This is a genomic window from Pseudomonas sp. P105, assembly GCF_032614175.1.
In the GTDB taxonomy this organism is placed as follows: Bacteria; Pseudomonadota; Gammaproteobacteria; order Pseudomonadales; family Pseudomonadaceae; genus Aquipseudomonas; species Aquipseudomonas rhizophila.
This window is the reverse complement of record NZ_CP126693.1, coordinates 2227234-2248092: the sequence shown is the minus strand read 5'-3', so window position 1 is coordinate 2248092 and position 20859 is coordinate 2227234. Positions and strand designations below refer to the sequence as shown.

Genomic DNA, 20859 nt, shown 5'->3' with positions numbered 1-20859 from the left:
CATGAATAGCACGCTTATCCAGACAGACCGTTTCGCCCTCAGCGAAACCGAGCGCTCGGCCATCGAGCACGAGCTGCATCACTACGAAGACCCGCGCGCGGCGTCGATCGAAGCCCTGAAGATCGTTCAGAAGGAACGTGGCTGGGTGCCTGACGGCGCGCTCTACGCCATCGGCGAGATCCTCGGCATCCCGGCCAGCGACGTCGAAGGTGTTGCCACCTTCTACAGCCAGATCTTCCGCCAGCCAGTGGGTCGCCACATCATTCGCGTCTGCGACAGCATGGTCTGCTACATCGGCGGCCACGAGTCCGTGGTCGGTGAGATCCAGAACAAGCTGGGCATCGGCCTGGGCCAGACCACCGCAGACGGGCGCTTCACCCTGCTGCCGGTGTGCTGCCTGGGCAACTGCGACAAGGCCCCGGCGCTGATGATCGACGACGACACCTTCGGTGACGTCCAGCCTGACGGCGTCGCCAAACTGCTGGAGGGCTACGTATGACCCTGACTTCCTTCGGGCCCGCCAACCGCATCCAGCGTTCGGCCGAAACCCATCCCCTGACCTGGCGTCTGCGTGACGACGGCGAAGCGGTATGGCTGGACGAATACCAGGCCAAGAATGGCTACGCCGCCGCGCGCAAGGCGTTCAGCGAGATGGCCCAGGACGACATCGTCCAGACCGTCAAAGACTCCGGCCTCAAGGGTCGCGGCGGTGCGGGCTTCCCCACTGGCGTGAAGTGGGGCCTGATGCCCAAGGACGAGTCCATCAACATCCGCTATCTGCTGTGCAACGCGGATGAAATGGAGCCCAACACCTGGAAAGACCGCATGCTGATGGAGCAACTGCCCCATCTGCTGATCGAAGGCATGCTGATCAGTGCCCGTGCGTTGAAAACCTACCGTGGCTACATCTTCCTGCGCGGCGAATACACCACCGCCGCCAAGCACCTGAACCGTGCCGTGGAAGAAGCCAAGGCCGCTGGCCTCTTGGGCAAGAACATCCTGGGTTCGGGCTTTGATTTCGAGCTGTTCGTCCACACCGGTGCCGGGCGCTACATCTGCGGTGAAGAAACCGCACTGATCAACTCCCTGGAAGGCCGCCGCGCCAACCCGCGTTCCAAGCCGCCCTTCCCTGCCGCCGTCGGCGTGTGGGGCAAGCCGACCTGCGTGAACAACGTCGAGACCCTGTGCAACGTGCCGGCGATCATTGCCGACGGCGTGGACTGGTACAAATCCCTGGCCCGCGACGGCAGCGAAGACATGGGCACCAAGCTCATGGGCTTCTCCGGCAAGGTCAAGAACCCGGGCCTGTGGGAACTGCCATTCGGCGTCACCGGCCGCGAGCTGTTCGAAGACTACGCCGGCGGCATGCGCGACGGTTACAAGCTCAAGTGCTGGCAGCCCGGCGGCGCCGGCACCGGCTTCCTGTTGCCGGAACACCTGGACGCACAAATGTACGCCGGCGGCATCGCCAAAGTCGGCACCCGTATGGGTACCGGTCTGGCCATGGCGGTGGACGACAGCGTCAACATGGTTTCCCTGCTGCGCAACATGGAAGAATTCTTCTCCCGTGAATCGTGCGGTTTCTGCACACCGTGCCGCGATGGTCTGCCGTGGAGCGTCAAGCTGCTGCGCGCCATTGAAAACGGCGAAGGCCAGGCCGGCGACATCGAGACCCTGCTGGGTCTGGTGGGTTTCCTCGGCCCGGGCAAGACCTTCTGTGCTCATGCACCGGGTGCCGTGGAGCCGTTGGGCAGCGCGATCAAATACTTCCGCTCTGAATTCGAGGCCGGCATCGCGCCAACGCGCGCAGGCGATCTCAATCAGGTGGTCACGCCGACCATGGTCGGCGCGTAACGACGCTTTAAAAGGCGAAGGGTCCGTGCCCTTCGCCTTTCGTCCGATGACGCCTTTGAAGGCTGTTTGGATTCGGACGAATAACAAGATTCCATTAGCCACGCCCGCTGACACCGGGCCAACGAAGAACTTTGAACCATGGCCACTATCCACGTAGACGGCAAAGAGCTCGAAGTCGATGGCGCAGACAACCTGTTACAGGCATGTCTGTCCCTGGGCCTCGACATCCCTTATTTCTGCTGGCACCCCGCCCTTGGCAGCGTAGGCGCCTGTCGCCAATGCGCGGTCAAGCAGTACACCGACGAAAACGACAAGCGTGGTCGGATCGTCATGTCCTGCATGACCCCCGCCACCGACGGCAGTTGGATCTCCATCGACGACGAAGAAGCGAAAGTGTTTCGCGCCAGCGTCGTCGAATGGCTGATGACCAACCACCCTCACGACTGCCCGGTCTGTGAGGAAGGCGGCCACTGCCACCTGCAAGACATGACGGTGATGACCGGCCACAACGAGCGCCGTTATCGCTTCACCAAGCGCACCCACCAGAACCAGCAACTGGGCCCGTTCATCTCCCACGAGATGAACCGCTGCATCGCCTGCTACCGCTGCGTGCGTTTCTACAAGGACTACGCCGGCGGCACCGACCTGGGCGTGTTCGGCGCCCACGACAACGTGTACTTCGGTCGCGTTGAAGACGGCACCCTGGAAAGCGAGTTCTCCGGCAACCTCACCGAGGTCTGCCCGACCGGTGTGTTCACCGACAAGACTCACTCCGAGCGCTACAACCGCAAGTGGGACATGCAGTTCTCGCCGAGCATCTGCCATGGCTGCTCCAGCGGTTGCAACATCTCCCCGGGCGAACGCTACGGCGAACTGCGTCGCATCGAGAACCGCTTCAACGGTTCGGTGAACCAGTACTTCCTGTGCGACCGTGGCCGTTTCGGCTATGGCTACGTCAACCGCAAGGATCGTCCGCGCCAGCCATTGCTCGCCAACGGCGCCAAGCTGAGCCTGGACGAAGCGCTGGACAAGGCCGCCGAACTGCTGCGCGGGCGCAACATCGTCGGTATCGGTTCGCCACGGGCCAGCCTGGAAAGCAACTACGCGCTGCGTGAACTGGTCGGCGCCGAGCACTTCTACAGTGGCATCGAAGCCGGTGAGCTGGAGCGCATCCGCCTGGTGCTGCAAGTGCTCAAGGACAGCCCGCTGCCCGTGCCGACGATGCGTGACATCGAAGACCACGACGCGGTGTTCGTCCTGGGTGAAGACCTGACCCAGACCGCCGCGCGCATGGCCCTGGCCCTGCGCCAGTCGGTCAAGGGCAAGGCTGAAGACATGGCCGACGCCATGCGCGTGCAGCCATGGCTCGATGCCGCCGTGAAGAACATCGGCCAGCACGCGCTGAACCCCCTGTTCATTGCCAGCCTGGCTGAAACCAAGCTCGACGACGTCGCCGAAGAATGCGTCCACGCCGCCCCTGACGACCTGGCGCGCATCGGTTTCGCCGTAGCCCACGCCCTGGACGCCAGCGCCCCGGCCGTCGAAGGTCTGGACAGTGAAGCGGCCGCGCTGGCCCAGCGTATCGCCGACGCCCTGCTCGCGGCCAAACGCCCATTGATCATTGCCGGCACCTCGTTGGGTTCCAAGGCACTGGTCGAAGCCGCCGCCAACATCGCCAAGGCGCTGAAGCTGCGCGAGAAGAACGGTTCCATCAGCCTGATCGTGCCGGAAGCCAACAGCCTCGGCCTGGCCATGCTCGGTGGCGAGTCGCTGGACGCGGCCCTGCAAGCGGTGATCGACGGCAGCGCCGACGCCATCGTGGTGCTGGAAAACGACCTGTACACCCGCACTGACAAGGCCCGGGTGGACGCTGCCCTGAATGCCGCGAAAGTGCTGATCGTTGCCGACCACCAGAAAACCGCCACCACCGACCGCGCCCACCTGGTGCTGCCGGCGGCGAGCTTCGCCGAAGGCGACGGTACGCTGGTCAGCCAGGAAGGTCGCGCCCAGCGCTTCTTCCAGGTGTTCGACCCGACTTACCTGGACGCCAGCATCCTGGTCCATGAAGGCTGGCGCTGGCTGCATGCCCTGCGCGCCACCCTGCTGAACCAGCCGATCGACTGGACGCAACTGGACCATGTCACCGCCGCCGTCGCTTCGAGCAGCCCGCAACTGGCTCGCATCGTCGATGCCGCGCCATCGGCCGCGTTCCGCATCAAGGGCCTGAAGCTGGCCCGCGAACCGCTGCGCTACTCCGGTCGCACCGCGATGCGCGCCGACATCAGCGTCCACGAACCACGGACCTCCCAGGACAACGACACTGCGTTCTCGTTCTCCATGGAAGGTTACTCGGGCTCCGCCGAACCGCGCTCGCAAGTGCCGTTCGCCTGGTCGCCGGGCTGGAACTCGCCGCAAGCCTGGAACAAGTTCCAGGACGAAGTCGGCGGTCACCTGCGTGCCGGTGATCCGGGCACTCGCCTGATCGAAAGCCAGGGCGATGGCCTGAGCTGGTTCGCCAGCGTGCCGCGCGCCTTCAACCCGGCACCGGGCACCTGGCAGGTCGTACCGTTCCATCACCTGTTCGGCAGTGAAGAGAACTCTTCCAAAGCCGCTCCGGTCCAGGAACGCATCCCGGCCGCCTACGTGTCGCTGGCCAAGTCCGAAGCCGATCGCCTGGGCGTCAACGACGGTGCCCTGCTGAGCCTGAACGTCGCGGGCCAGACCTTGCGTCTGCCGCTGCGCATCAATGAAGAACTGGGCGCCGGCCTGGTGGCCCTTCCGGCCGGCCTGGCGGGTATTCCACCGGCGATATTCGGCAAAACCGTCGACGGTCTGCAGGAGGCAGCGCAATGAGCTGGTTTACCCCTGAAGTGATCGACGTGATCCTGACGGTTCTCAAGGCCATCGTGATTCTGCTGGCCGTGGTGGTCTGCGGTGCGCTGCTGAGTTTCGTCGAACGTCGCCTGCTGGGCTGGTGGCAGGACCGTTACGGTCCGAACCGCGTCGGCCCGTTCGGCATGTTCCAGATCGCCGCCGACATGATCAAGATGTTCTTCAAGGAAGACTGGACGCCGCCGTTTGCCGACAAGGTGATCTTCACCCTGGCACCGGTCGTGGCCATGAGCGCCTTGCTGATCGCCTTCGCGATCATCCCGATCACCCCGACCTGGGGCGTGGCGGACCTGAACATCGGCCTGCTGTTCTTCTTCGCCATGGCGGGTCTGTCGGTGTATGCGGTGCTGTTCGCCGGCTGGTCGAGCAACAACAAGTTCGCCCTGCTGGGCAGCCTGCGGGCCTCGGCCCAGACCGTGTCCTACGAAGTGTTCATGGGCCTGGCGCTCATGGGCGTGGTGGTCCAGGCCGGCTCGTTCAACATGCGCGACATCGTCGAGTACCAGGCCCAGAACCTGTGGTTCATCATTCCGCAGTTCTTCGGTTTCTGTACCTTCTTCGTGGCCGGCGTGGCCGTGACTCACCGTCACCCCTTCGACCAACCGGAAGCGGAACAGGAATTGGCCGACGGTTATCACATCGAATATGCCGGCATGAAATGGGGCATGTTTTTCGTCGGTGAATACATCGGCATCATCCTGATCTCGGCACTGCTGGTGACGTTGTTCTTCGGTGGCTGGCACGGTCCGTTCGGCATCCTGCCGCAACTGTCCTTCGTCTGGTTCGCCCTGAAGACCGCGTTCTTCATCATGCTGTTCGTCCTGCTGCGCGCCTCGATCCCGCGCCCGCGCTACGACCAGGTGATGGACTTCAGCTGGAAATTCTGCCTGCCGCTGACCCTGATCAATTTGCTGGTGACCGCTGCGATCGTGTTGATGAACACGCCTGCGGCCGCGGTTCAGTGAGGATTTGACCCATGTTCAAATATATTGGCGACATCGTTAAGGGTACCGGTACCCAACTGCGAAGCCTGGTCATGATCTTCGGCCATGGCTTTCGCAAGCGCGACACCCTGCAATACCCTGAAGAAGCGGTCTACCTGCCGCCGCGTTATCGCGGCCGCATCGTCCTGACCCGCGACCCCGACGGCGAAGAACGCTGCGTGGCCTGCAACCTGTGCGCCGTAGCGTGCCCGGTGGGCTGCATCTCGTTGCAGAAAGCCGAAACCGAAGACGGTCGCTGGTACCCGGACTTCTTCCGTATCAACTTCTCGCGCTGCATTTTCTGCGGCCTCTGCGAGGAAGCGTGCCCGACCACCGCGATCCAGCTCACGCCGGATTTCGAAATGGCCGAGTTCAAACGTCAGGACCTGGTGTACGAGAAAGAAGATCTGCTGATTTCCGGTCCCGGTAAAAACCCTGATTACAACTTCTATCGTGTTGCAGGTATGGCCATTGCCGGTAAGCCAAAAGGCGCCGCGCAAAATGAAGCCGAACCGATCAACGTGAAGAGCTTGCTGCCTTAAGGAAGAAAGATGGAATTCGCTTTCTATTTCGCATCGGGTATCGCGGTGGTCTCCACGCTTCGAGTGGTCACCAACACCAACCCTGTGCACGCCCTGCTCTACCTGATCATCTCGCTGATCGCCGTGGCCATGACCTTCTTCAGCCTCGGTGCGCCGTTTGCCGGTGCGCTGGAAGTGATCGCCTACGCCGGCGCCATCATGGTGCTGTTCGTGTTCGTGGTGATGATGCTGAACCTGGGCCCGGCCTCGGTGCAGCAAGAACGCTCCTGGCTCAAGCCGGGCATCTGGGCGGGGCCGGTGATTCTCGCCGCGCTGCTGCTGGGTGAACTGCTGTATGTACTGTTCGCTCACCAGAGCGGCCAGGCCATCGGCCACACCACCGTAGACGCCAAGGCCGTGGGCATCAGCCTGTTCGGTCCGTACCTGCTGGTGGTCGAACTCGCCTCGATGCTGCTGCTTGCCGCAGCCGTCACGGCGTTCCATTTGGGCCGTAACGAGGCGAAGGAGTAATCACATGCCTGCTATCCCTCTCGAGCATGGTCTGGCGGTTGCCGGCATCCTGTTCTGCCTCGGTCTGGTCGGCCTGATGGTCCGCCGCAACATTCTGTTCGTGCTGATGAGCCTGGAGGTCATGATGAATGCCTCCGCCCTGGCCTTCATCGTCGCGGGCGCTCGCTGGGCGCAGCCGGATGGACAAGTCATGTTCATCCTGGTGATCAGCCTGGCAGCCGCTGAGGCCAGTATCGGCCTGGCGATTCTGTTGCAGCTGTATCGCCGCTTCCACACTCTCGATATCGACGCTGCCAGCGAGATGCGCGGATGAACCTACTCTTTCTGACTTTCGTATTTCCCCTCATCGGTTTCCTGCTGCTGTCGTTCTCTCGTGGACGCTGGTCGGAAAACCTTTCGGCGCTGGTTGGCGTGGGGTCCATCGGCCTGTCTGCCATCGTCACGGCCTACGTGATCTGGCAGTTCAACGTCGCCCCGCCTGAAGGTGGCGCGTACGTGCAGGTGCTGTGGCAGTGGATGGCGGTGGAAGGCTTCACGCCGAACTTCGCCCTGTACCTGGATGGCCTGTCGGTGACCATGCTGGGCGTGGTGGTCGGCGTGGGTTTCCTGATCCACCTGTTCGCCTCCTGGTACATGCGCGGCGAAGCCGGTTACTCGCGCTTCTTCGCCTACACCAACCTGTTCATCGCCAGCATGCTGTTCCTGGTGCTCGGCGATAACCTGCTGTTCCTGTACTTCGGCTGGGAAGGCGTGGGCCTGTGCTCATACCTGTTGATCGGTTTCTACTACCGCAACCGCAACAACGGTAACGCGGCGCTCAAGGCGTTCATCGTGACCCGGATCGGCGACGTGTTCATGGCCATCGGCCTGTTCATCCTGTTCCAGCAACTGGGCACCCTGAACATCCAGGAACTGCTGGTACGTGCTCCGCAGCACTTCCAGGCCGGCGACTTCTGGATCGTCCTGGCGACCCTGATGCTGCTGGGCGGCGCTGTCGGTAAATCCGCGCAACTGCCGCTGCAGACCTGGCTGGCGGATGCGATGGCAGGTCCTACCCCGGTTTCGGCACTGATCCACGCCGCAACCATGGTGACCGCCGGTGTCTACCTGATCGCCCGTACCCACGGCCTGTTCGCCCTGGCGCCAGACATCCTGCACCTGGTCGGCATCGTCGGTGGCGTGACATTGGTGCTGGCCGGTTTCGCAGCCCTGGTCCAGACCGACATCAAGCGTATCCTCGCCTACTCCACCATGAGCCAGATCGGCTACATGTTCCTGGCCCTGGGCGTCGGCGCCTGGGAAGGCGCGATCTTCCACCTGATGACCCACGCCTTCTTCAAGGCGCTGCTGTTCCTTGCTTCCGGTGCGGTGATCGTTGCCTGCCACCACGAGCAGAACATCTTCAAGATGGGCGGCCTGTGGAAGAAACTGCCACTGGCCTACGCCAGCTTCATCGTCGGCGGCGCGGCCCTGGCGGCCCTGCCACTGGTCACCGCCGGTTTCTACTCCAAGGACGAGATCCTCTGGGAAGCGTTCGCCAGCGGTAACCAGGGTCTGCTCTATGCCGGCCTGGTGGGTGCGTTCATGACCTCGCTTTACACCTTCCGCCTGATCTTCATCGCGTTCCACGGTGAAGCCAAGACCGAAGCCCACGCTGGCTACGGCATTGCCCACTGGCTGCCACTGTCGGTGCTGATCGTGCTGTCGACTTTCGTCGGCGCAATGATCACGCCACCGCTGGCCGATGTCCTGCCGCAAAGCGTCGGCCATGCCGGCGGCGACGCCAAGCACAGCCTGGAAATCGCTTCGGGCGCCATCGCCCTGGCCGGTATCCTGCTGGCCGCCCTGCTGTTCCTGGGCAAGCGTCGCTTCGTCACGGCGATCGCCAACAGCGGCATCGGGCGATTCCTTTCGACCTGGTGGTTCGCTGCCTGGGGCTTCGACTGGATCTACGACAAACTGTTCGTCAAGCCATACCTTGCGATCAGCCACATTCTGCGCAAAGACCCGCTCGACCAGACCATTGGCCTGATCCCGCGCATGGCCAAGGGCGGCCACACTGCCCTGAGCCGTACCGAGACCGGTCAACTGCGTTGGTATGCGGCTTCCATGGCGGCTGGCGCCGTGCTGGTTATCGGCGCCATCGTGCTGGTAGCGGTCTGATATGAACCTTGCGAACTTGCGAAAGGAAACGAGCCCGTCATGATTCTGCCCTGGCTAATCCTGATCCCCTTCATCGGCGGCCTGCTGTGCTGGATGGCGGAGCGTTCAAGCTCCACCCTCCCGCGCTGGATTGCGCTGCTGACCATGTCCCTGGAACTCGCACTCGGCCTCTGGCTCTGGGCGACCGGCGACTATTCATTTGCTCCGGCCCCTGGCGCCGATCCAACCTGGGCGCTTGAGTTCAAGCACATCTGGATCGAACGCTTCGGTATCAGCGTGCATCTGGCTCTCGACGGCCTGTCGCTGCTGATGATCCTGCTGACCGGCCTGCTGGGTATCCTCTCGGTCCTGTGCTCCTGGAAAGAGATCCAGCGTCACGTCGGTTTCTTCCACCTGAACCTGATGTGGATCCTGGGCGGTGTCGTTGGCGTGTTCCTGGCGCTGGACCTGTTCATGTTCTTCTTCTTCTGGGAAATGATGCTGGTGCCGATGTACTTCCTCATCGCGCTCTGGGGTCACAGTTCTTCGGACGGCAAGAAAACCCGGATCTACGCGGCGACCAAGTTCTTCATCTTCACCCAGGCTTCCGGCCTGATCATGCTGGTGGCGATCCTTGGCCTGGTGCTGGTCAACTTCAACAACACCGGCGTGATTACCTTCAACTACGCCGACCTGTTGAAAGTGCAGATGTCGCGCACCACCGAGTATGTGCTGATGCTGGGCTTCTTCATCGCTTTCGCGGTGAAGCTGCCGGTGGTGCCGTTCCACTCCTGGCTGCCGGACGCCCACGCCCAGGCGCCGACCGCAGGTTCCGTGGACCTGGCCGGTATCCTGCTCAAGACCGCCGCCTACGGCCTGCTGCGCTTCGCCCTGCCGCTGTTCCCCAATGCCTCGGCCGAGTTCGCGCCGATTGCCATGACCCTGGGTCTGATCGGGATTTTCTACGGTGCGTTCCTGGCGTTCGCCCAGACCGACATCAAGCGCCTGATTGCCTTCTCCAGTGTTTCGCACATGGGCTTTGTGCTGATCGGGATCTACTCCGGCAGCCAGTTGGCCCTGCAAGGCGCGGTGATCCAGATGCTGGCCCACGGCCTGTCGGCTGCGGCACTGTTTATCCTCAGCGGCCAGTTGTACGAGCGTCTGCACACTCGGGACATGCGTGAGATGGGCGGTATCTGGTCGCGCATCGCTTACCTGCCAGCCATCAGTCTGTTCTTCGCCGCGGCGTCCCTGGGCCTGCCGGGCACCGGTAACTTCGTCGGCGAGTTCCTGATCCTGATCGGCTCGTTCGTCAGCGCTCCGTGGATCACCGCCATCGCCACCTCTGGCCTGGTGTTCGGTTCGGTCTACTCGCTGATCATGATCCACCGCGCCTACTTCGGCCCGACCAAGTCGGATGAAGTGCTGCGCGGCATGGACGGTCGCGAACTGATCATGGTGCTCGGCCTTGCGGTGCTGCTGGTTTACCTCGGCGTCTACCCGCAACCGTTCCTCGACACCTCTGCCGCCACGATGCATGGCGTGCAGCAGTGGCTCGGCACCGCCTTCTCTCAACTCGCTTCGGCCCGGTAAGAGCGCTATGGAATTCACGATTCAACACTTTATCGCGCTTGCGCCGCTGTTGATCACCAGCGCCACGATCATCGTGGTGATGCTGGCGATCGCCTGGCGGCGCAATCACTCACAGACCTTCCTGCTGTCGGTGGCGGGGCTGAACCTGGCCCTGCTGTCGATTTTGCCGGCCCTGAAAGTCGCGCCGCTGGCGGTCACCCCGCTGTTGCAGATCGACAGTTTCGCCTGCCTGTACATGGCGCTGATCCTGGTCGCCACCCTCGCCTGCGTCACCCTCGCCCACGCCTACCTCGGCGATGGCGGTACGGGTTACCCGGGCAACCGTGAAGAACTGTACCTGCTGATCCTGATGGCCGCCGCCGGTGGCCTGGTCCTGGTCAGCGCGCAGCACCTGGCCAGCCTGTTCATCGGTCTGGAGCTGCTGTCGGTGCCGGTCTACGGTCTGGTGGCCTATGCCTTCTTCAACAAGCGCTCCCTGGAAGCGGGCATCAAGTACATGGTGCTGTCGGCCGCCGGTTCCGCGTTCCTGTTGTTCGGCATGGCCCTGCTCTACGCCGAAGCCGGCACCCTGAGCTTCGTCGGCATCGGTCAGGCCCTGGCGGCCACCGGCCTGCCTAGCCCGATCGCGCAACTGGGCCTGGGCATGATGCTGATCGGCCTGGCGTTCAAGCTGTCGCTGGTGCCTTTCCACCTCTGGACCCCGGACGTCTACGAAGGCGCCCCGGCACCGGTGGCGGCGTTCCTGGCCACCGCGTCGAAAGTCGCAGTGTTCGCGGTGATGGTGCGGTTGTTCCAGATCTCGCCAGTGGCCAGCAGCGGTGTGCTGAGTGACGTGCTGACCATCATTGCCATCGCGTCGATTCTGTTCGGTAACCTGCTGGCGCTGACCCAGAGCAACCTCAAGCGTCTGCTGGGTTACTCGTCCATCGCCCACTTCGGTTACCTGCTGATCGCGCTGATCGCCAGCAAGGGCCTGGCGGTAGAAGCTATCGGCGTGTACCTGGTCACCTACGTGATCACCAGCCTCGGCGCGTTCGGCGTGATCACCCTGATGTCCTCGCCGTACAACGGCCGTGACGCCGACGCCCTGTACGAATACCGCGGCCTGTTCTGGCGCCGTCCGTACCTGACCGCCGTGCTGACCGTGATGATGCTGTCCCTGGCCGGCATCCCGCTGACCGCAGGCTTCATCGGCAAGTTCTACATCATCGCCACCGGCGTCGAGGCTCACCAATGGTGGCTGGTCGGCTCCCTGGTGCTGGGCAGTGCCATCGGCGTGTTCTACTACCTGCGCGTCATGGTCACCCTGTACCTGATGGAACCGAACCTGCGTCGCCACGATGCCGAGTTGCACTGGGAACAGAAGGCAGGCGGCGTGATGCTGCTGGCTATCGCCGTACTGGCGTTCTTCCTCGGTGTGTACCCGCAGCCGTTGCTGACCCTGGTTCAGCAGGCCGGCCTGACGGGTTGATCACCCGAACGCAGTAGCATCAAAAAATGCCCGTATCGCTTGATACGGGCATTTTTTTTTGGGCTGTAGAAGTCACCTGCCTCGGGCTATCCTGAGGCGCTTGAACATACGACTCCAAGAGGGAAAGGCTTTGGGCATGGACATCGATTGCGTGGTGGTGGGCGCGGGCGTGGTCGGGCTCGCCGTGGCTCGGGAACTGACCCAGGCCGGTCACGAAGTGCTGTTGATCGAAGCCGGCGAAGCCATCGGCATGGGCACCAGCTCGCGCAATTCCGAAGTCATCCATGCCGGCATTTATTACCCTCCGGGGAGCCTCAAGGCGCAACTATGCGTCGAGGGTCGCCAGCGGTTGTACGCGTATTGCGAGAGTCACGGGGTTGCGACCCGCAGGCTTGGCAAATTGATCGTTGCCAAGGATCAGCTTCAGGTGGACGGGCTCAAGACCTTGCTTGAGCGAGGATTGAAGAACGGTGTCGACGACCTGCGTCTGCTCGATCAGCAGCAGGCGCTGGAGCTGGAGCCCGCTCTGGCGTGCGTGGCCGCGCTGTATTCGCCTTCCACCGGTATCGTCGACGCGCACGCACTGATGCTGGCCTTGCAGGGGGATGCCGAAGCGGCCGGTGCCGACATCGTATTCCACACGCCCTTGCTGAGGGCACGGACCATCACCGGAGGTTTCATGCTGGAACTGGGTGGTACGGCGCAGATGAGCGTGTCCTGCCGCCGACTGATCAACGCCGCCGGCCTCCAGGCGCCCGCCCTCGCCCGCCGTATCGAAGGCCTGACGCCGCACTCGGTGCCCCGCGATTATCTGTGCAAGGGCAGCTACTTCAGCCTGACTGGACGCGCGCCTTTCCGGCATCTGATCTACCCCGCTCCGGAAGCTGCCGGCCTGGGCATTCACATGACCTTGGATATGGCGGGCCAGGCCCGATTCGGCCCGGACACCGAGTGGCTCGAGCGCGAGGACTACCGCGTGGACCCGGCCCGGGCCGAGGCCTTCTACCCGGCGATTCGCAATTATTGGCCTGGCTTGCCGGACCAAAGCCTGCAACCGGGCTACAGCGGCATCCGTCCGAAAATTTCCGGCCCCGACGAGCCGGCCCGGGACTTCCTCATCAGCAGCCCCGCCGAGCATCAGGTCCCGGGGCTGATCAATCTATTCGGGATCGAATCGCCAGGGCTGACCTCCTGCCTGGCGCTTGCCGGGCGGGTGCGGCAACTGATCGTCTAGCGGTGGGGCAGCGCAAAGTGCAATGCATTTTTCCATGCCCTCATGCAGGCTGCACGACCCGCAAAAAACAGACTGATATAACCTGCTGTTTTAAAACGAGTTTATATAAATCATTGGCTGGCACGACTGATGCAATTTCCCTGTAACGCGGCGTTGGCGCTTGAAGCCGGCCCGCATCCGTGAATTGCCAGGAGCTACATATGAACGCCATCGACCTGTTGAAAGCCGACCATGAACGCGTCAAGGCCATCCTTGCCCAGCTGAGCGAATCAACCAGCCGGGGCATCAAGAAACGCACCGACCTGTTGGCGAAGCTGGAAATGGAAATCTCCATTCATACCCGACTGGAAGAAGAGATTCTCTATCCGGCCTACAAGCAGGCCGGCGGCAAGGAGCAGGCCGAGATGTACTACGAGGCCAAGGAAGAGCACCGCACCGTCGACTCGCTGGTGCTGCCGGACCTGAAGAACACCGACCCGTCCACCCCAGAATTTGCCGGCCGGGTGAAAGTGGTCAAAGAGTTGCTTGAGCACCATATCGAAGAAGAGGAAACCGAGATGTTCCCTCAAGCCAAAAAACTGCTGGGCAAAGCGACGCTGGAGTCGTTGGGCGAGCAGATGGAAGCCATGAAGGCGCAGTACAAAAAAGAAATGAGCAGCTCCAGCCTGGCCGCCTGATAAGGCGCTGCCGATGCGTTCAGCCGTTTGCCACGGCTGAACGCAGCCGGGCAGCTCACTGCATCTGTTCTCGCAAGAACTCCACCAACGCCTGAACCGGGCGTGAACTTTGCCGATGTTGCGGATAGACCGCCGACAGCGCCAAGGCCTCTGTCTCGAAGCCTTCGAGCACCTTGATCAATCGTCCGTCTTTCAATGCCTCTCCGACAATGAACGTCGGCAGATACGTGATGCCCATGCCCGCGACAGCCGCGTCCCTGAGCAAATCGCCGTTATTGGCACGCATGCGTCCGGCGACCTCCAGGGTCAGCGGTTTGCTGCGTCCACCGAACCGCCATTGCACCTGACGGCTATGCCCATAGGGCAGGCAATCGTGATTGCGCAGGTCTTCGGGCCGTTCGGGCGTACCGCGTTGCGCCAGGTAGGCGGGGCTGGCGCAGTACACTCGCTCAATGGTCGCGATGCGCCGGGCGATCAACGTCGAATCCTCCAGCACGCCAATGCGCAGCGCGATGTCGTAGCCTTCCCCCAGCAGGTCAACCGAGCGATCACTCAAATCCACTTCGACACTCACCTCTTGGTGGCGCTGCAAGAACAGCGGTAACAGGCTGCCCAGGTGCGCGACCGCGAACGAAAGTGGTGCGCTAAGACGAATGGTGCCGCGAGGCTCGCTGGTCTGGCCGCTGATGCCCTGCTCCACCTGTTCGACTTCACTGAGCAGGCGCAGCGCGGCTTCGTAATAGCGCTGGCCCAGCGGTGTCACATCCAGCCGTCGTGTCGAGCGATTGAGCAAACGCACGCCCAGTCGTTGCTCCAGCTCCATGAGCTTGCGGCTGACGAACTGCTTGGACAGCCCGAGCTTTTCCGCCGCCGCGGTGAAACTGCCCGACTCCATGACCTGGGCAAAAATGCGCATTTCTTCGAAGGGGTTCATTGTCATTCCAGGGTGGACAGTCAGGATGTTCTGGTGGGTATTGTGAATGGGGTACGACAGGTTGCATAGAGAGTGAAAGTGCCACCGTCATCGCGAGCAAGCTTTGCTCCCACAAGGATCTTGTGGTCACCCTGAATAAATGTGGGAGCGAGCCTGCTCGCGATGACGGCCGATCAGCTTGCCGAAAAGTGGATGCCAGGCACAAAAACGCCCGCACAAGGCGGGCGTCATCCAGCAGCAACCACTCAGCTTACTTGGCGGTCAGCGCCGAATAGCTGTTCATCAGGTTGCGGTAGTTGGGAATACGCTGGGACAGCAGATTGCCCAGGCCTTCGATGTCGTTGCGCCAGTCGCGGTGCAGCTCACAGGCCACCGAGAACCAGTTCATCATCTGCGCGCCGGCAGCCGTCATGCGCACCCAGGCCGCCTGTTGCACGGTTTCGTTGAACGTACCCGAAGCGTCGGTGACGACGAACACTTCGAAACCTTCGGCCAGCGCCGACAGCGTCGGGAATGCCACGCAGACGTCGGTTACCACGCCAGCGATGATCAGTTGCTTGCGGCCGGTGGCCTTGATCGCTTTGACGAAGTCTTCATTGTCCCAGGCGTTGATCTGGCCTGGGCGCGGAATGTACGGCGCGTCCGGGAACATTTCCTTGAGCTCCGGCACGATCGGGCCGTTGGGGCCTTGTTCGAAGCTGGTGGTCAGGATGGTTGGCAGCCCGAAGAATTTCGCCAGGTCAGCCAGGGCCAACACGTTGTTCTTGAACTCGTTGGGCGAGAAGTCCTGGACCAGGGAAATCAGACCCGTCTGGTGATCGACCAACAGAACGACTGCGTCGTCCTTGTTCAGGCGATTGTAAGCGTAAGCAGGAACGTTGCTCATGGGATGACTCCTTTGGGATGGTTTGTGACAAAACCCTGTGGGAGCGAGCTTGCTCGCGATAGCGGAATGTCAGGCGGAGGCGATGTTGAATGTTCCGCCGCCATCGCGAGCAAGCTCGCTCCCACAGGAGAAAATCGGTGCGTTAGTCAGAAAGCAAAACAGGAACAGCCAAACGCGCCCCAGAAGCCCTGAAAATCGCTGACTGGAACGTTCGACAGCCGCGCCCGTTCATGGCTATGGGCGTGCACCGTGCACGGGCCGCTGCACTGATGGACTTGCGCCTGCAACGGTGAAGTCGGACGCCAGTGGCCGGGCACCTTGACCACCGGCGACCAGTCCGGGAGTACCGGCACGCTGGCGGGGCCGAGTTTTTCGAAGTCGCCGGCGGCGTACACCACCTTGCCGTCGACCACTGTCAGCACCGACTCGATCCACTTGATGGCCTCTTCCTCGACGCTGAAGAAATCCGCGCTCAGTGCCGCCAGGTCCGCCAGTTGGCCGACCTTGATCTGGCCTTTCTTGCCCTGCTCCGAGGAGAACCAGGCGCTGCCATGGGTGAACAGTTCCAGCGCCGTCAGGCGCGGCAGGCCTTCTTCGTGCAACGAGAGGCCACCGACGGTGCGGCCGCTGACCATCCAGTACAGCGAGGTCCAGGGGTTGTAGCTCGACACCCGAGTAGCGTCGGTACCAGCCCCCACCGGTACGCCTTCGGCCAGCATGCGCTTGATCGGTGGCGTGGCTTCGGCGGCCTTGGCACCGTAGCGATCGACGAAATATTCACCCTGGAAGGCCATGCGGTCCTGGATTGCGATACCGCCGCCCAGCGCTCGCACGCGTTCGATGTTCTTCGGTGTGATGGTCTCGGCGTGGTCGAAGAACCACGGCAGACCGTTGAACGGAATGTCGCGGTTGACCTTCTCGAACACATCGAGCATGCGGCTGATGGATTCGTCATAGGTGGCATGCAGGCGGAACGGCCAGCGCTGCTCCACCAGGTGCCGAACCACCGGCTCCAGATCTTGCTCCATGCCCGGTGGCAGGTCCGGACGCGGTTCGAGGAAGTCTTCAAAATCCGCTGCCGAAAACACCAACATCTCACCGGCGCCGTTGTGCCGCAGGAAGTCATCGCCCTGGTGCAACTTGACGCTGCCGGTCCAGTTCTTGAAGTCGGTGAGTTCTTCCTTGGGCTTCTGGGTGAACAGGTTGTAGGCGATGCGCACCGTCAACTGCTGCTCCCGGGCCAACTGCTCGATCACCGCGTAATCATCCGGGTAATTCTGGAAACCGCCGCCGGCATCAATGGCGCTGGTCAGGCCCAGGCGATTGAGTTCACGCATGAACTGGCGCGTGGAGTTGACCTGGTACTCCAAAGGCAGCTTCGGCCCCTTGGCCAAGGTCGAGTAAAGGATCATTGCGTTGGGCCGCGCCACCAGCATGCCGGTGGGTTCGCCCTTGCTGTCGCGCACGATCTCGCCGCCCGGCGGGTTTGGCGTATCGCGGGTGTAGCCGGCCACTCGCAAGGCGGCGCGGTTGAGCAAGGCACGGTCATACAGGTGCAAGACGAATACCGGGGTGTCCGGGGCTGCCTGGTTGAGTTCTTCCAGGGTCGGCATGCGTTTTTCGGCAAACTGGAATTCGTTCCAGCCGCCCACCACCCGCACCCATTGCGGCGTCGGTGTGCGATCTGCCTGGTCCTTGAGCATGCGCAAGGCATCGGCCAGGGAAGGCACGCCTTCCCAGCGCAGTTCCAGGTTGTAGTTCAGGCCACCACGGATCAGGTGCAAGTGCGAGTCATTGAGCCCGGGGATGACGGTACGGCCCTTGAGGTCGATAACCTGGGTGCCGCTGCCGCGCAGGGCCATGGCCTCGGCGTCGGTCCCTACCGCGACGAAGCGCCCCTGGCTGATTGCGACCGCACTGGCGCGGGGTTTCTCACGGTCGACGGTATGGAACTGGCCATTGAATAGAATCAGATCGGCGTTCATCGGACTTCCTTTGGCGATAAATGTGCAGGTGAATCAATCGGTGGTGGCATTTAGCAGGGGGCTGCTCCGCAGCCAGCGGGGATAAATCCCCTCGCCACAAAACCCCCTTGCCACAACAGTGTTTGTCACAACAGCTCGGCGCTGCTTAGGGCTCCAGGTGTTCGTGGGTTTGAGAGGCTTCTAGCCACGGCGCGAACAGGCGGGTGGCCAGCGGCATGCACACGTACACCACCGACAGCACGATGGTCAGGGTGATCAGGAATGTGGCGACTACGTAGTTGGAAAGAAATGCGTGAAGTTGCAGCACAGGCCCCCAGATCAGCGGTACCAGCAAGGTGTGGGGCAGGATGACCAACAGCGTCACCACCGCCTGTTTCCAGCGTGGCGGAGGAATGGCGGCATCGGCCAGCGGAGCGAACCAGAACTCCTTGTGGGGGGCGACTTCGGTCTGGTCGCCATCAGCCAGCAGCGGCGCGGCCTCTTCCACCAGCTCGCGGCGCTGGGGCGAATCCAGCCAGCGTTGCATCGCCTCGGTGGAGCAGAAACGCAGCACGCAGGTAAACAGCGACAGCCCGCCCAGCTTGCCCCGCACCACATCCACACCCAAGTGCCCAGGCCACTGACCAGCCACCCGCACAGTGCGGCGCAACCAGGCCTCATAAGCCGCGTCCTGGCCGGACTTGATCCGGTGCTTGATCACCAGGGTGACGATTTCGTCGAAGCCGGGTTTTGCAGGGCCGCTGGTGGATTCAACGGTTTGAGGTTCAGACATGACGTAGCACTCCAACAAAACGCGTGTTCATCGCCAGACGCCCAGGCCCGGCAATCAACACGCTGGTAAATACAATCAGCAGCAGCCAGCCGAACTGCCCTTCTTCCAGGGTCCACTGCGGGTGTACCACCACAAGTGCGACGGCCAGCAGAAACAGGATGGGCACGCACGCCAGACGCACGAGGACCCCGGCCATGATCAACAGGGGGCAAAGCACTTCGGCGAAAATCGCCAGCATCAGGGTGGGCGCGGCGCCCAGGTGAAACGGATCCTCGATGCGCGTCAGCTCAACGCTGTAATGCAACAGCTTGGGCAGCCCGTGGACCCACAGTAAAAACAGCCCACCGCTCAGGCGCAGAAACAGCAAACCCAGATCCTGCAGGGAACGTTCGTGCACATTGCTCATCGCTGTACTCCATCCAGATCCGCATAGGCGGCGGCCGGTAACGATTGAGACATGTGGGTGGCAATGCGCGAGCGCAGCCAGCGCTCGGCCGGATCGTTGTCATGCACACCGCTCCAAACCATCGACAACTCGGCGGCATTGATCTGAAACGGCGGATCCTCAGCACGCAACGCGCAGCCTTCCACCAGCGCGCAGGCGGCGTAGTCAGGCACGGTGGCGATCAGTTCGGTGCCTGCCAGCAAGGCTCGCAGACCGCTGAACTGCGGCACCGCCAACACCACTTTGCGCGTTCGACCGATGCGAGCCAGGTCCAGGTCGATGTTGCCGCTCAGGTCGCCCGAAAACGAAACCATGGCATGGGGCCGCGCGCAGTATTCGTCCAGGGTCAGCGGCCCAGGGCGCTGGTCTCCGCGCAAGACCTTGCAGGGAATGTCGCGCAATTTCTTGCGCTTGGCATTGGCCGGCAGGTCGGTGGTGTAACTCACGCCGACGCTGATTTCACCACTGGCCAACAGCGACGACATCAGCAGAAAATTGGCCCGGCGCACCACCACAATGATGCCGGGTGCTTCTTCGCGCAGTTGACTGAGCAAGGGTGGAAACAGGCCGAATTCGGCATCGTCGGACAAACCGATGCGGAACACGTCGCAACTGGTGGATGGATCGAAAGCCTTGGCCCGGCTGACCGCGCCCGAAATCGTATCCATGGCCGGCTGCAGTTCCTGCAGGATCGCCAGGGCCCGCGGCGTCGGCTCCATGCCGCGACCGTTGCGGATCAGCAGCGGATCGTCAAACAGATCCCGCAGCCGTCCCAGCGCCGCGCTCACCGCCGGCTGGCCCATGAACAGCTTTTCGGCGACACGGGTCAGGTTCTTCTCGAACATCAGCGCCTCGAAGATCACCAGCAGGTTCATGTCGAGGCGGCGTAAATCATTGCGGTTCATGGGTGTTGTTCCTGTTGAATACCGGTCCTGTGGGAGCGAGCCTGCTCGCGAATGTGGTAACACAGTCGACATAAGTGCCAGCTGACCCACGGCTTTCGCGAGCAGGCTCGCTCCCACAGGCTTGCGGCTTGGTCAACCCTGGATAAACGCCAGCAGGTCCGCGTTCAGGCGGTCCTTGTGGGTATCGGTCAGGCCATGCGGCGCGCCGGGGTAGATCAGCAGCTGCGAGTTCTTGAGCAACTTGGCGGCGGCGATACCGGCGGTTTCGATGGGGACCACCTGATCATCATCTCCATGCACCACCAGGGTCGGCACATCGATATTGCGCAGGTCTTCGGACAGATCCGTCTCCGAGAACGCCTTGATGCAGTCGTAGGTGTTCTTGTGACCGGCGAGCATGCCCTGCATCCAGAACCAGTCGATCATGCCCTGGGAGACCTTGGCGCCCGGCCGATTGGCACCGAAGAACGAACTGGCCACATCCTTGTATAGCTGAGATCGGTCAGCCAGGGAGGCCTGGCGGAAACCGTCGAACACCTGCACGGGCAAGCCACCCGGGTTGGCCGGGGTCTTGAGCATCAACGGGGTCACCGCCGAGATCAGCCCGAGCTTGGCGACGCGGGCGGCACCATGACGACCCATGTAGCGGGCGACTTCGCCACCGCCGGTGGAGAAGCCCAGCAACACCGCCTCCTTGAGGTCCAACCGCTCGATCAGCTCGGCCAGGTCATCGGCATAGGTGTCCATGTCGTTGCCGTCCCAAGGCTGGCTGGAGCGCCCGTGCCCGCGGCGGTCATGGGCGATCACGCGGTAACCGTTGGACGCCAGGAACATCATCTGCGCCTCCCAACTGTCCGAGTTCAACGGCCAGCCGTGGCTGAAGACCACCGGTTGACCACTGCCCCAATCCTTGTAGTAGATCTCGGTGCCGTCGCGGGTGATGAAGGTGCTCATGACGTGACTCCTTGAGGTGGGTGGATTGCTCAATGGTCCGGTCAGAGGGGGCATTTGCGTGAGTTAAACGTTGTTAATTT

At 62.3% G+C, this 20859-nt stretch carries 19 protein-coding genes; 12 read left to right on the top strand and 7 right to left on the bottom strand.

The window, feature by feature from the left end; translation table 11 throughout:
* The first annotated feature begins 1 nt into the window (after nt 1).
* From nuoE to QOM08_RS10095, 12 genes are all read left to right on the top strand, one after another.
* The gene (gene nuoE, locus QOM08_RS10150; RefSeq protein ID WP_003203372.1) at nt 2-499 is read left to right on the top strand and encodes an NADH-quinone oxidoreductase subunit NuoE; all 498 of its coding nucleotides are present in this window, start codon (nt 2-4) and stop codon (nt 497-499) included.
* A complete protein-coding gene (nuoF, locus tag QOM08_RS10145) occupies nt 496-1854 on the top strand; it encodes an NADH-quinone oxidoreductase subunit NuoF (RefSeq protein ID WP_047227735.1) in 1359 nt (452 codons plus the stop codon). The genes nuoE and nuoF overlap by 4 nt, the downstream gene beginning before the upstream one ends.
* Nucleotides 1855-1992: 138 nt before the next feature.
* On the top strand, nt 1993-4707 hold the full coding sequence (gene nuoG / locus QOM08_RS10140) for an NADH-quinone oxidoreductase subunit NuoG (RefSeq protein WP_139050650.1): 2715 nt from the start codon (nt 1993-1995) through the stop codon (nt 4705-4707).
* On the top strand, nt 4704-5711 hold the full coding sequence (gene nuoH / locus QOM08_RS10135) for an NADH-quinone oxidoreductase subunit NuoH (RefSeq protein WP_047227737.1): 1008 nt from the start codon (nt 4704-4706) through the stop codon (nt 5709-5711). Before nuoG ends, nuoH begins: the two co-directional genes overlap by 4 nt.
* A gap of 11 nt (nt 5712-5722) precedes the next feature.
* Complete coding sequence (nuoI, locus tag QOM08_RS10130; protein ID WP_047227738.1) at nt 5723-6271, top strand: NADH-quinone oxidoreductase subunit NuoI; 549 nt, start codon at nt 5723-5725, stop codon at nt 6269-6271.
* Between the two features lie 9 nt (nt 6272-6280).
* Nucleotides 6281-6781: an NADH-quinone oxidoreductase subunit J gene (gene nuoJ, locus QOM08_RS10125; protein ID WP_047227739.1), complete on the top strand. Its 501-nt coding sequence runs from the start codon at nt 6281-6283 to the stop codon at nt 6779-6781.
* Between the two features lie 4 nt (nt 6782-6785).
* Nucleotides 6786-7094, top strand: coding sequence for an NADH-quinone oxidoreductase subunit NuoK (nuoK, locus tag QOM08_RS10120; protein WP_044463936.1), 309 nt, complete (start codon nt 6786-6788; stop codon nt 7092-7094).
* Nucleotides 7091-8944, top strand: coding sequence for an NADH-quinone oxidoreductase subunit L (nuoL, locus tag QOM08_RS10115; RefSeq protein WP_316912927.1), 1854 nt, complete (start codon nt 7091-7093; stop codon nt 8942-8944). The genes nuoK and nuoL overlap by 4 nt, the downstream gene beginning before the upstream one ends.
* Before the next feature lie 39 nt (nt 8945-8983).
* Nucleotides 8984-10516: an NADH-quinone oxidoreductase subunit M gene (gene nuoM / locus QOM08_RS10110; RefSeq protein WP_047227741.1), complete on the top strand. Its 1533-nt coding sequence runs from the start codon at nt 8984-8986 to the stop codon at nt 10514-10516.
* A gap of 7 nt (nt 10517-10523) precedes the next feature.
* Nucleotides 10524-11987 carry an NADH-quinone oxidoreductase subunit NuoN gene (gene nuoN / locus QOM08_RS10105; RefSeq protein WP_047227742.1) on the top strand — a complete coding sequence of 488 codons (1464 nt, stop codon included), beginning with the start codon at nt 10524-10526 and terminating at the stop codon, nt 11985-11987.
* Between the two features lie 130 nt (nt 11988-12117).
* Nucleotides 12118-13221 (top strand): NAD(P)/FAD-dependent oxidoreductase, encoded by a 1104-nt coding sequence (locus tag QOM08_RS10100; RefSeq protein ID WP_316912926.1) that lies wholly within the window; start codon nt 12118-12120, stop codon nt 13219-13221.
* Between the two features lie 200 nt (nt 13222-13421).
* Nucleotides 13422-13898, top strand: coding sequence for a hemerythrin domain-containing protein (locus tag QOM08_RS10095; RefSeq protein ID WP_047227744.1), 477 nt, complete (start codon nt 13422-13424; stop codon nt 13896-13898).
* Between the two features lie 55 nt (nt 13899-13953).
* Here the strand turns inward: QOM08_RS10095 and QOM08_RS10090 are convergent, their stop codons facing one another.
* The 7 genes from QOM08_RS10090 to QOM08_RS10060 form a co-directional block, all read right to left on the bottom strand.
* Nucleotides 13954-14832, bottom strand: a complete 879-nt coding sequence (locus QOM08_RS10090; RefSeq protein ID WP_076385489.1) for a LysR family transcriptional regulator — start codon at nt 14830-14832, stop codon at nt 13954-13956.
* Between the two features lie 250 nt (nt 14833-15082).
* The gene (gene ycaC / locus QOM08_RS10085) at nt 15083-15718 is read right to left on the bottom strand and encodes an isochorismate family cysteine hydrolase YcaC (RefSeq protein WP_281459371.1); all 636 of its coding nucleotides are present in this window, start codon (nt 15716-15718) and stop codon (nt 15083-15085) included.
* Between the two features lie 146 nt (nt 15719-15864).
* The gene (locus QOM08_RS10080; RefSeq protein ID WP_076385492.1) at nt 15865-17703 is read right to left on the bottom strand and encodes an amidohydrolase; all 1839 of its coding nucleotides are present in this window, start codon (nt 17701-17703) and stop codon (nt 15865-15867) included.
* 145 nt (nt 17704-17848) lie between these two features.
* Nucleotides 17849-18475 (bottom strand): antibiotic biosynthesis monooxygenase, encoded by a 627-nt coding sequence (locus QOM08_RS10075; protein ID WP_047229367.1) that lies wholly within the window; start codon nt 18473-18475, stop codon nt 17849-17851.
* Entirely contained in the window at nt 18468-18881 is a 414-nt protein-coding gene (locus QOM08_RS10070) for a DoxX family protein (protein ID WP_139050656.1), read from the bottom strand. The genes QOM08_RS10075 and QOM08_RS10070 overlap by 8 nt, the downstream gene beginning before the upstream one ends.
* A complete protein-coding gene (locus tag QOM08_RS10065; protein WP_047229365.1) occupies nt 18878-19825 on the bottom strand; it encodes a LysR family transcriptional regulator in 948 nt (315 codons plus the stop codon). The genes QOM08_RS10070 and QOM08_RS10065 overlap by 4 nt, the downstream gene beginning before the upstream one ends.
* Nucleotides 19826-19957: 132 nt before the next feature.
* A complete protein-coding gene (locus QOM08_RS10060) occupies nt 19958-20779 on the bottom strand; it encodes an alpha/beta fold hydrolase (RefSeq protein ID WP_047229364.1) in 822 nt (273 codons plus the stop codon).
* Between the last annotated feature and the right edge of the window lie 80 nt (nt 20780-20859).

Bases quoted from the DNA above. Each gene is read 5' to 3' on its own strand.
- nuoE (WP_003203372.1), top strand. From the start codon at position 2: ATGAATAGCACGCTTATCCAGACAGACCGTTTCGCCCTCAGCGAAACC.
- nuoF (WP_047227735.1), top strand. From the start codon at position 496: ATGACCCTGACTTCCTTCGGGCCCGCCAACCGCATCCAGCGTTCGGCC.
- nuoG (WP_139050650.1), top strand. From the start codon at position 1,993: ATGGCCACTATCCACGTAGACGGCAAAGAGCTCGAAGTCGATGGCGCA.
- nuoH (WP_047227737.1), top strand. From the start codon at position 4,704: ATGAGCTGGTTTACCCCTGAAGTGATCGACGTGATCCTGACGGTTCTC.
- nuoI (WP_047227738.1), top strand. From the start codon at position 5,723: ATGTTCAAATATATTGGCGACATCGTTAAGGGTACCGGTACCCAACTG.
- nuoJ (WP_047227739.1), top strand. From the start codon at position 6,281: ATGGAATTCGCTTTCTATTTCGCATCGGGTATCGCGGTGGTCTCCACG.
- nuoK (WP_044463936.1), top strand. From the start codon at position 6,786: ATGCCTGCTATCCCTCTCGAGCATGGTCTGGCGGTTGCCGGCATCCTG.
- nuoL (WP_316912927.1), top strand. From the start codon at position 7,091: ATGAACCTACTCTTTCTGACTTTCGTATTTCCCCTCATCGGTTTCCTG.
- nuoM (WP_047227741.1), top strand. From the start codon at position 8,984: ATGATTCTGCCCTGGCTAATCCTGATCCCCTTCATCGGCGGCCTGCTG.
- nuoN (WP_047227742.1), top strand. From the start codon at position 10,524: ATGGAATTCACGATTCAACACTTTATCGCGCTTGCGCCGCTGTTGATC.
- QOM08_RS10095 (WP_047227744.1), top strand. From the start codon at position 13,422: ATGAACGCCATCGACCTGTTGAAAGCCGACCATGAACGCGTCAAGGCC.
- QOM08_RS10090 (WP_076385489.1), bottom strand. From the start codon at position 14,832: ATGAACCCCTTCGAAGAAATGCGCATTTTTGCCCAGGTCATGGAGTCG.
- ycaC (WP_281459371.1), bottom strand. From the start codon at position 15,718: ATGAGCAACGTTCCTGCTTACGCTTACAATCGCCTGAACAAGGACGAC.
- QOM08_RS10080 (WP_076385492.1), bottom strand. From the start codon at position 17,703: ATGAACGCCGATCTGATTCTATTCAATGGCCAGTTCCATACCGTCGAC.
- QOM08_RS10075 (WP_047229367.1), bottom strand. From the start codon at position 18,475: ATGTCTGAACCTCAAACCGTTGAATCCACCAGCGGCCCTGCAAAACCC.
- QOM08_RS10070 (WP_139050656.1), bottom strand. From the start codon at position 18,881: ATGAGCAATGTGCACGAACGTTCCCTGCAGGATCTGGGTTTGCTGTTT.
- QOM08_RS10065 (WP_047229365.1), bottom strand. From the start codon at position 19,825: ATGAACCGCAATGATTTACGCCGCCTCGACATGAACCTGCTGGTGATC.
- QOM08_RS10060 (WP_047229364.1), bottom strand. From the start codon at position 20,779: ATGAGCACCTTCATCACCCGCGACGGCACCGAGATCTACTACAAGGAT.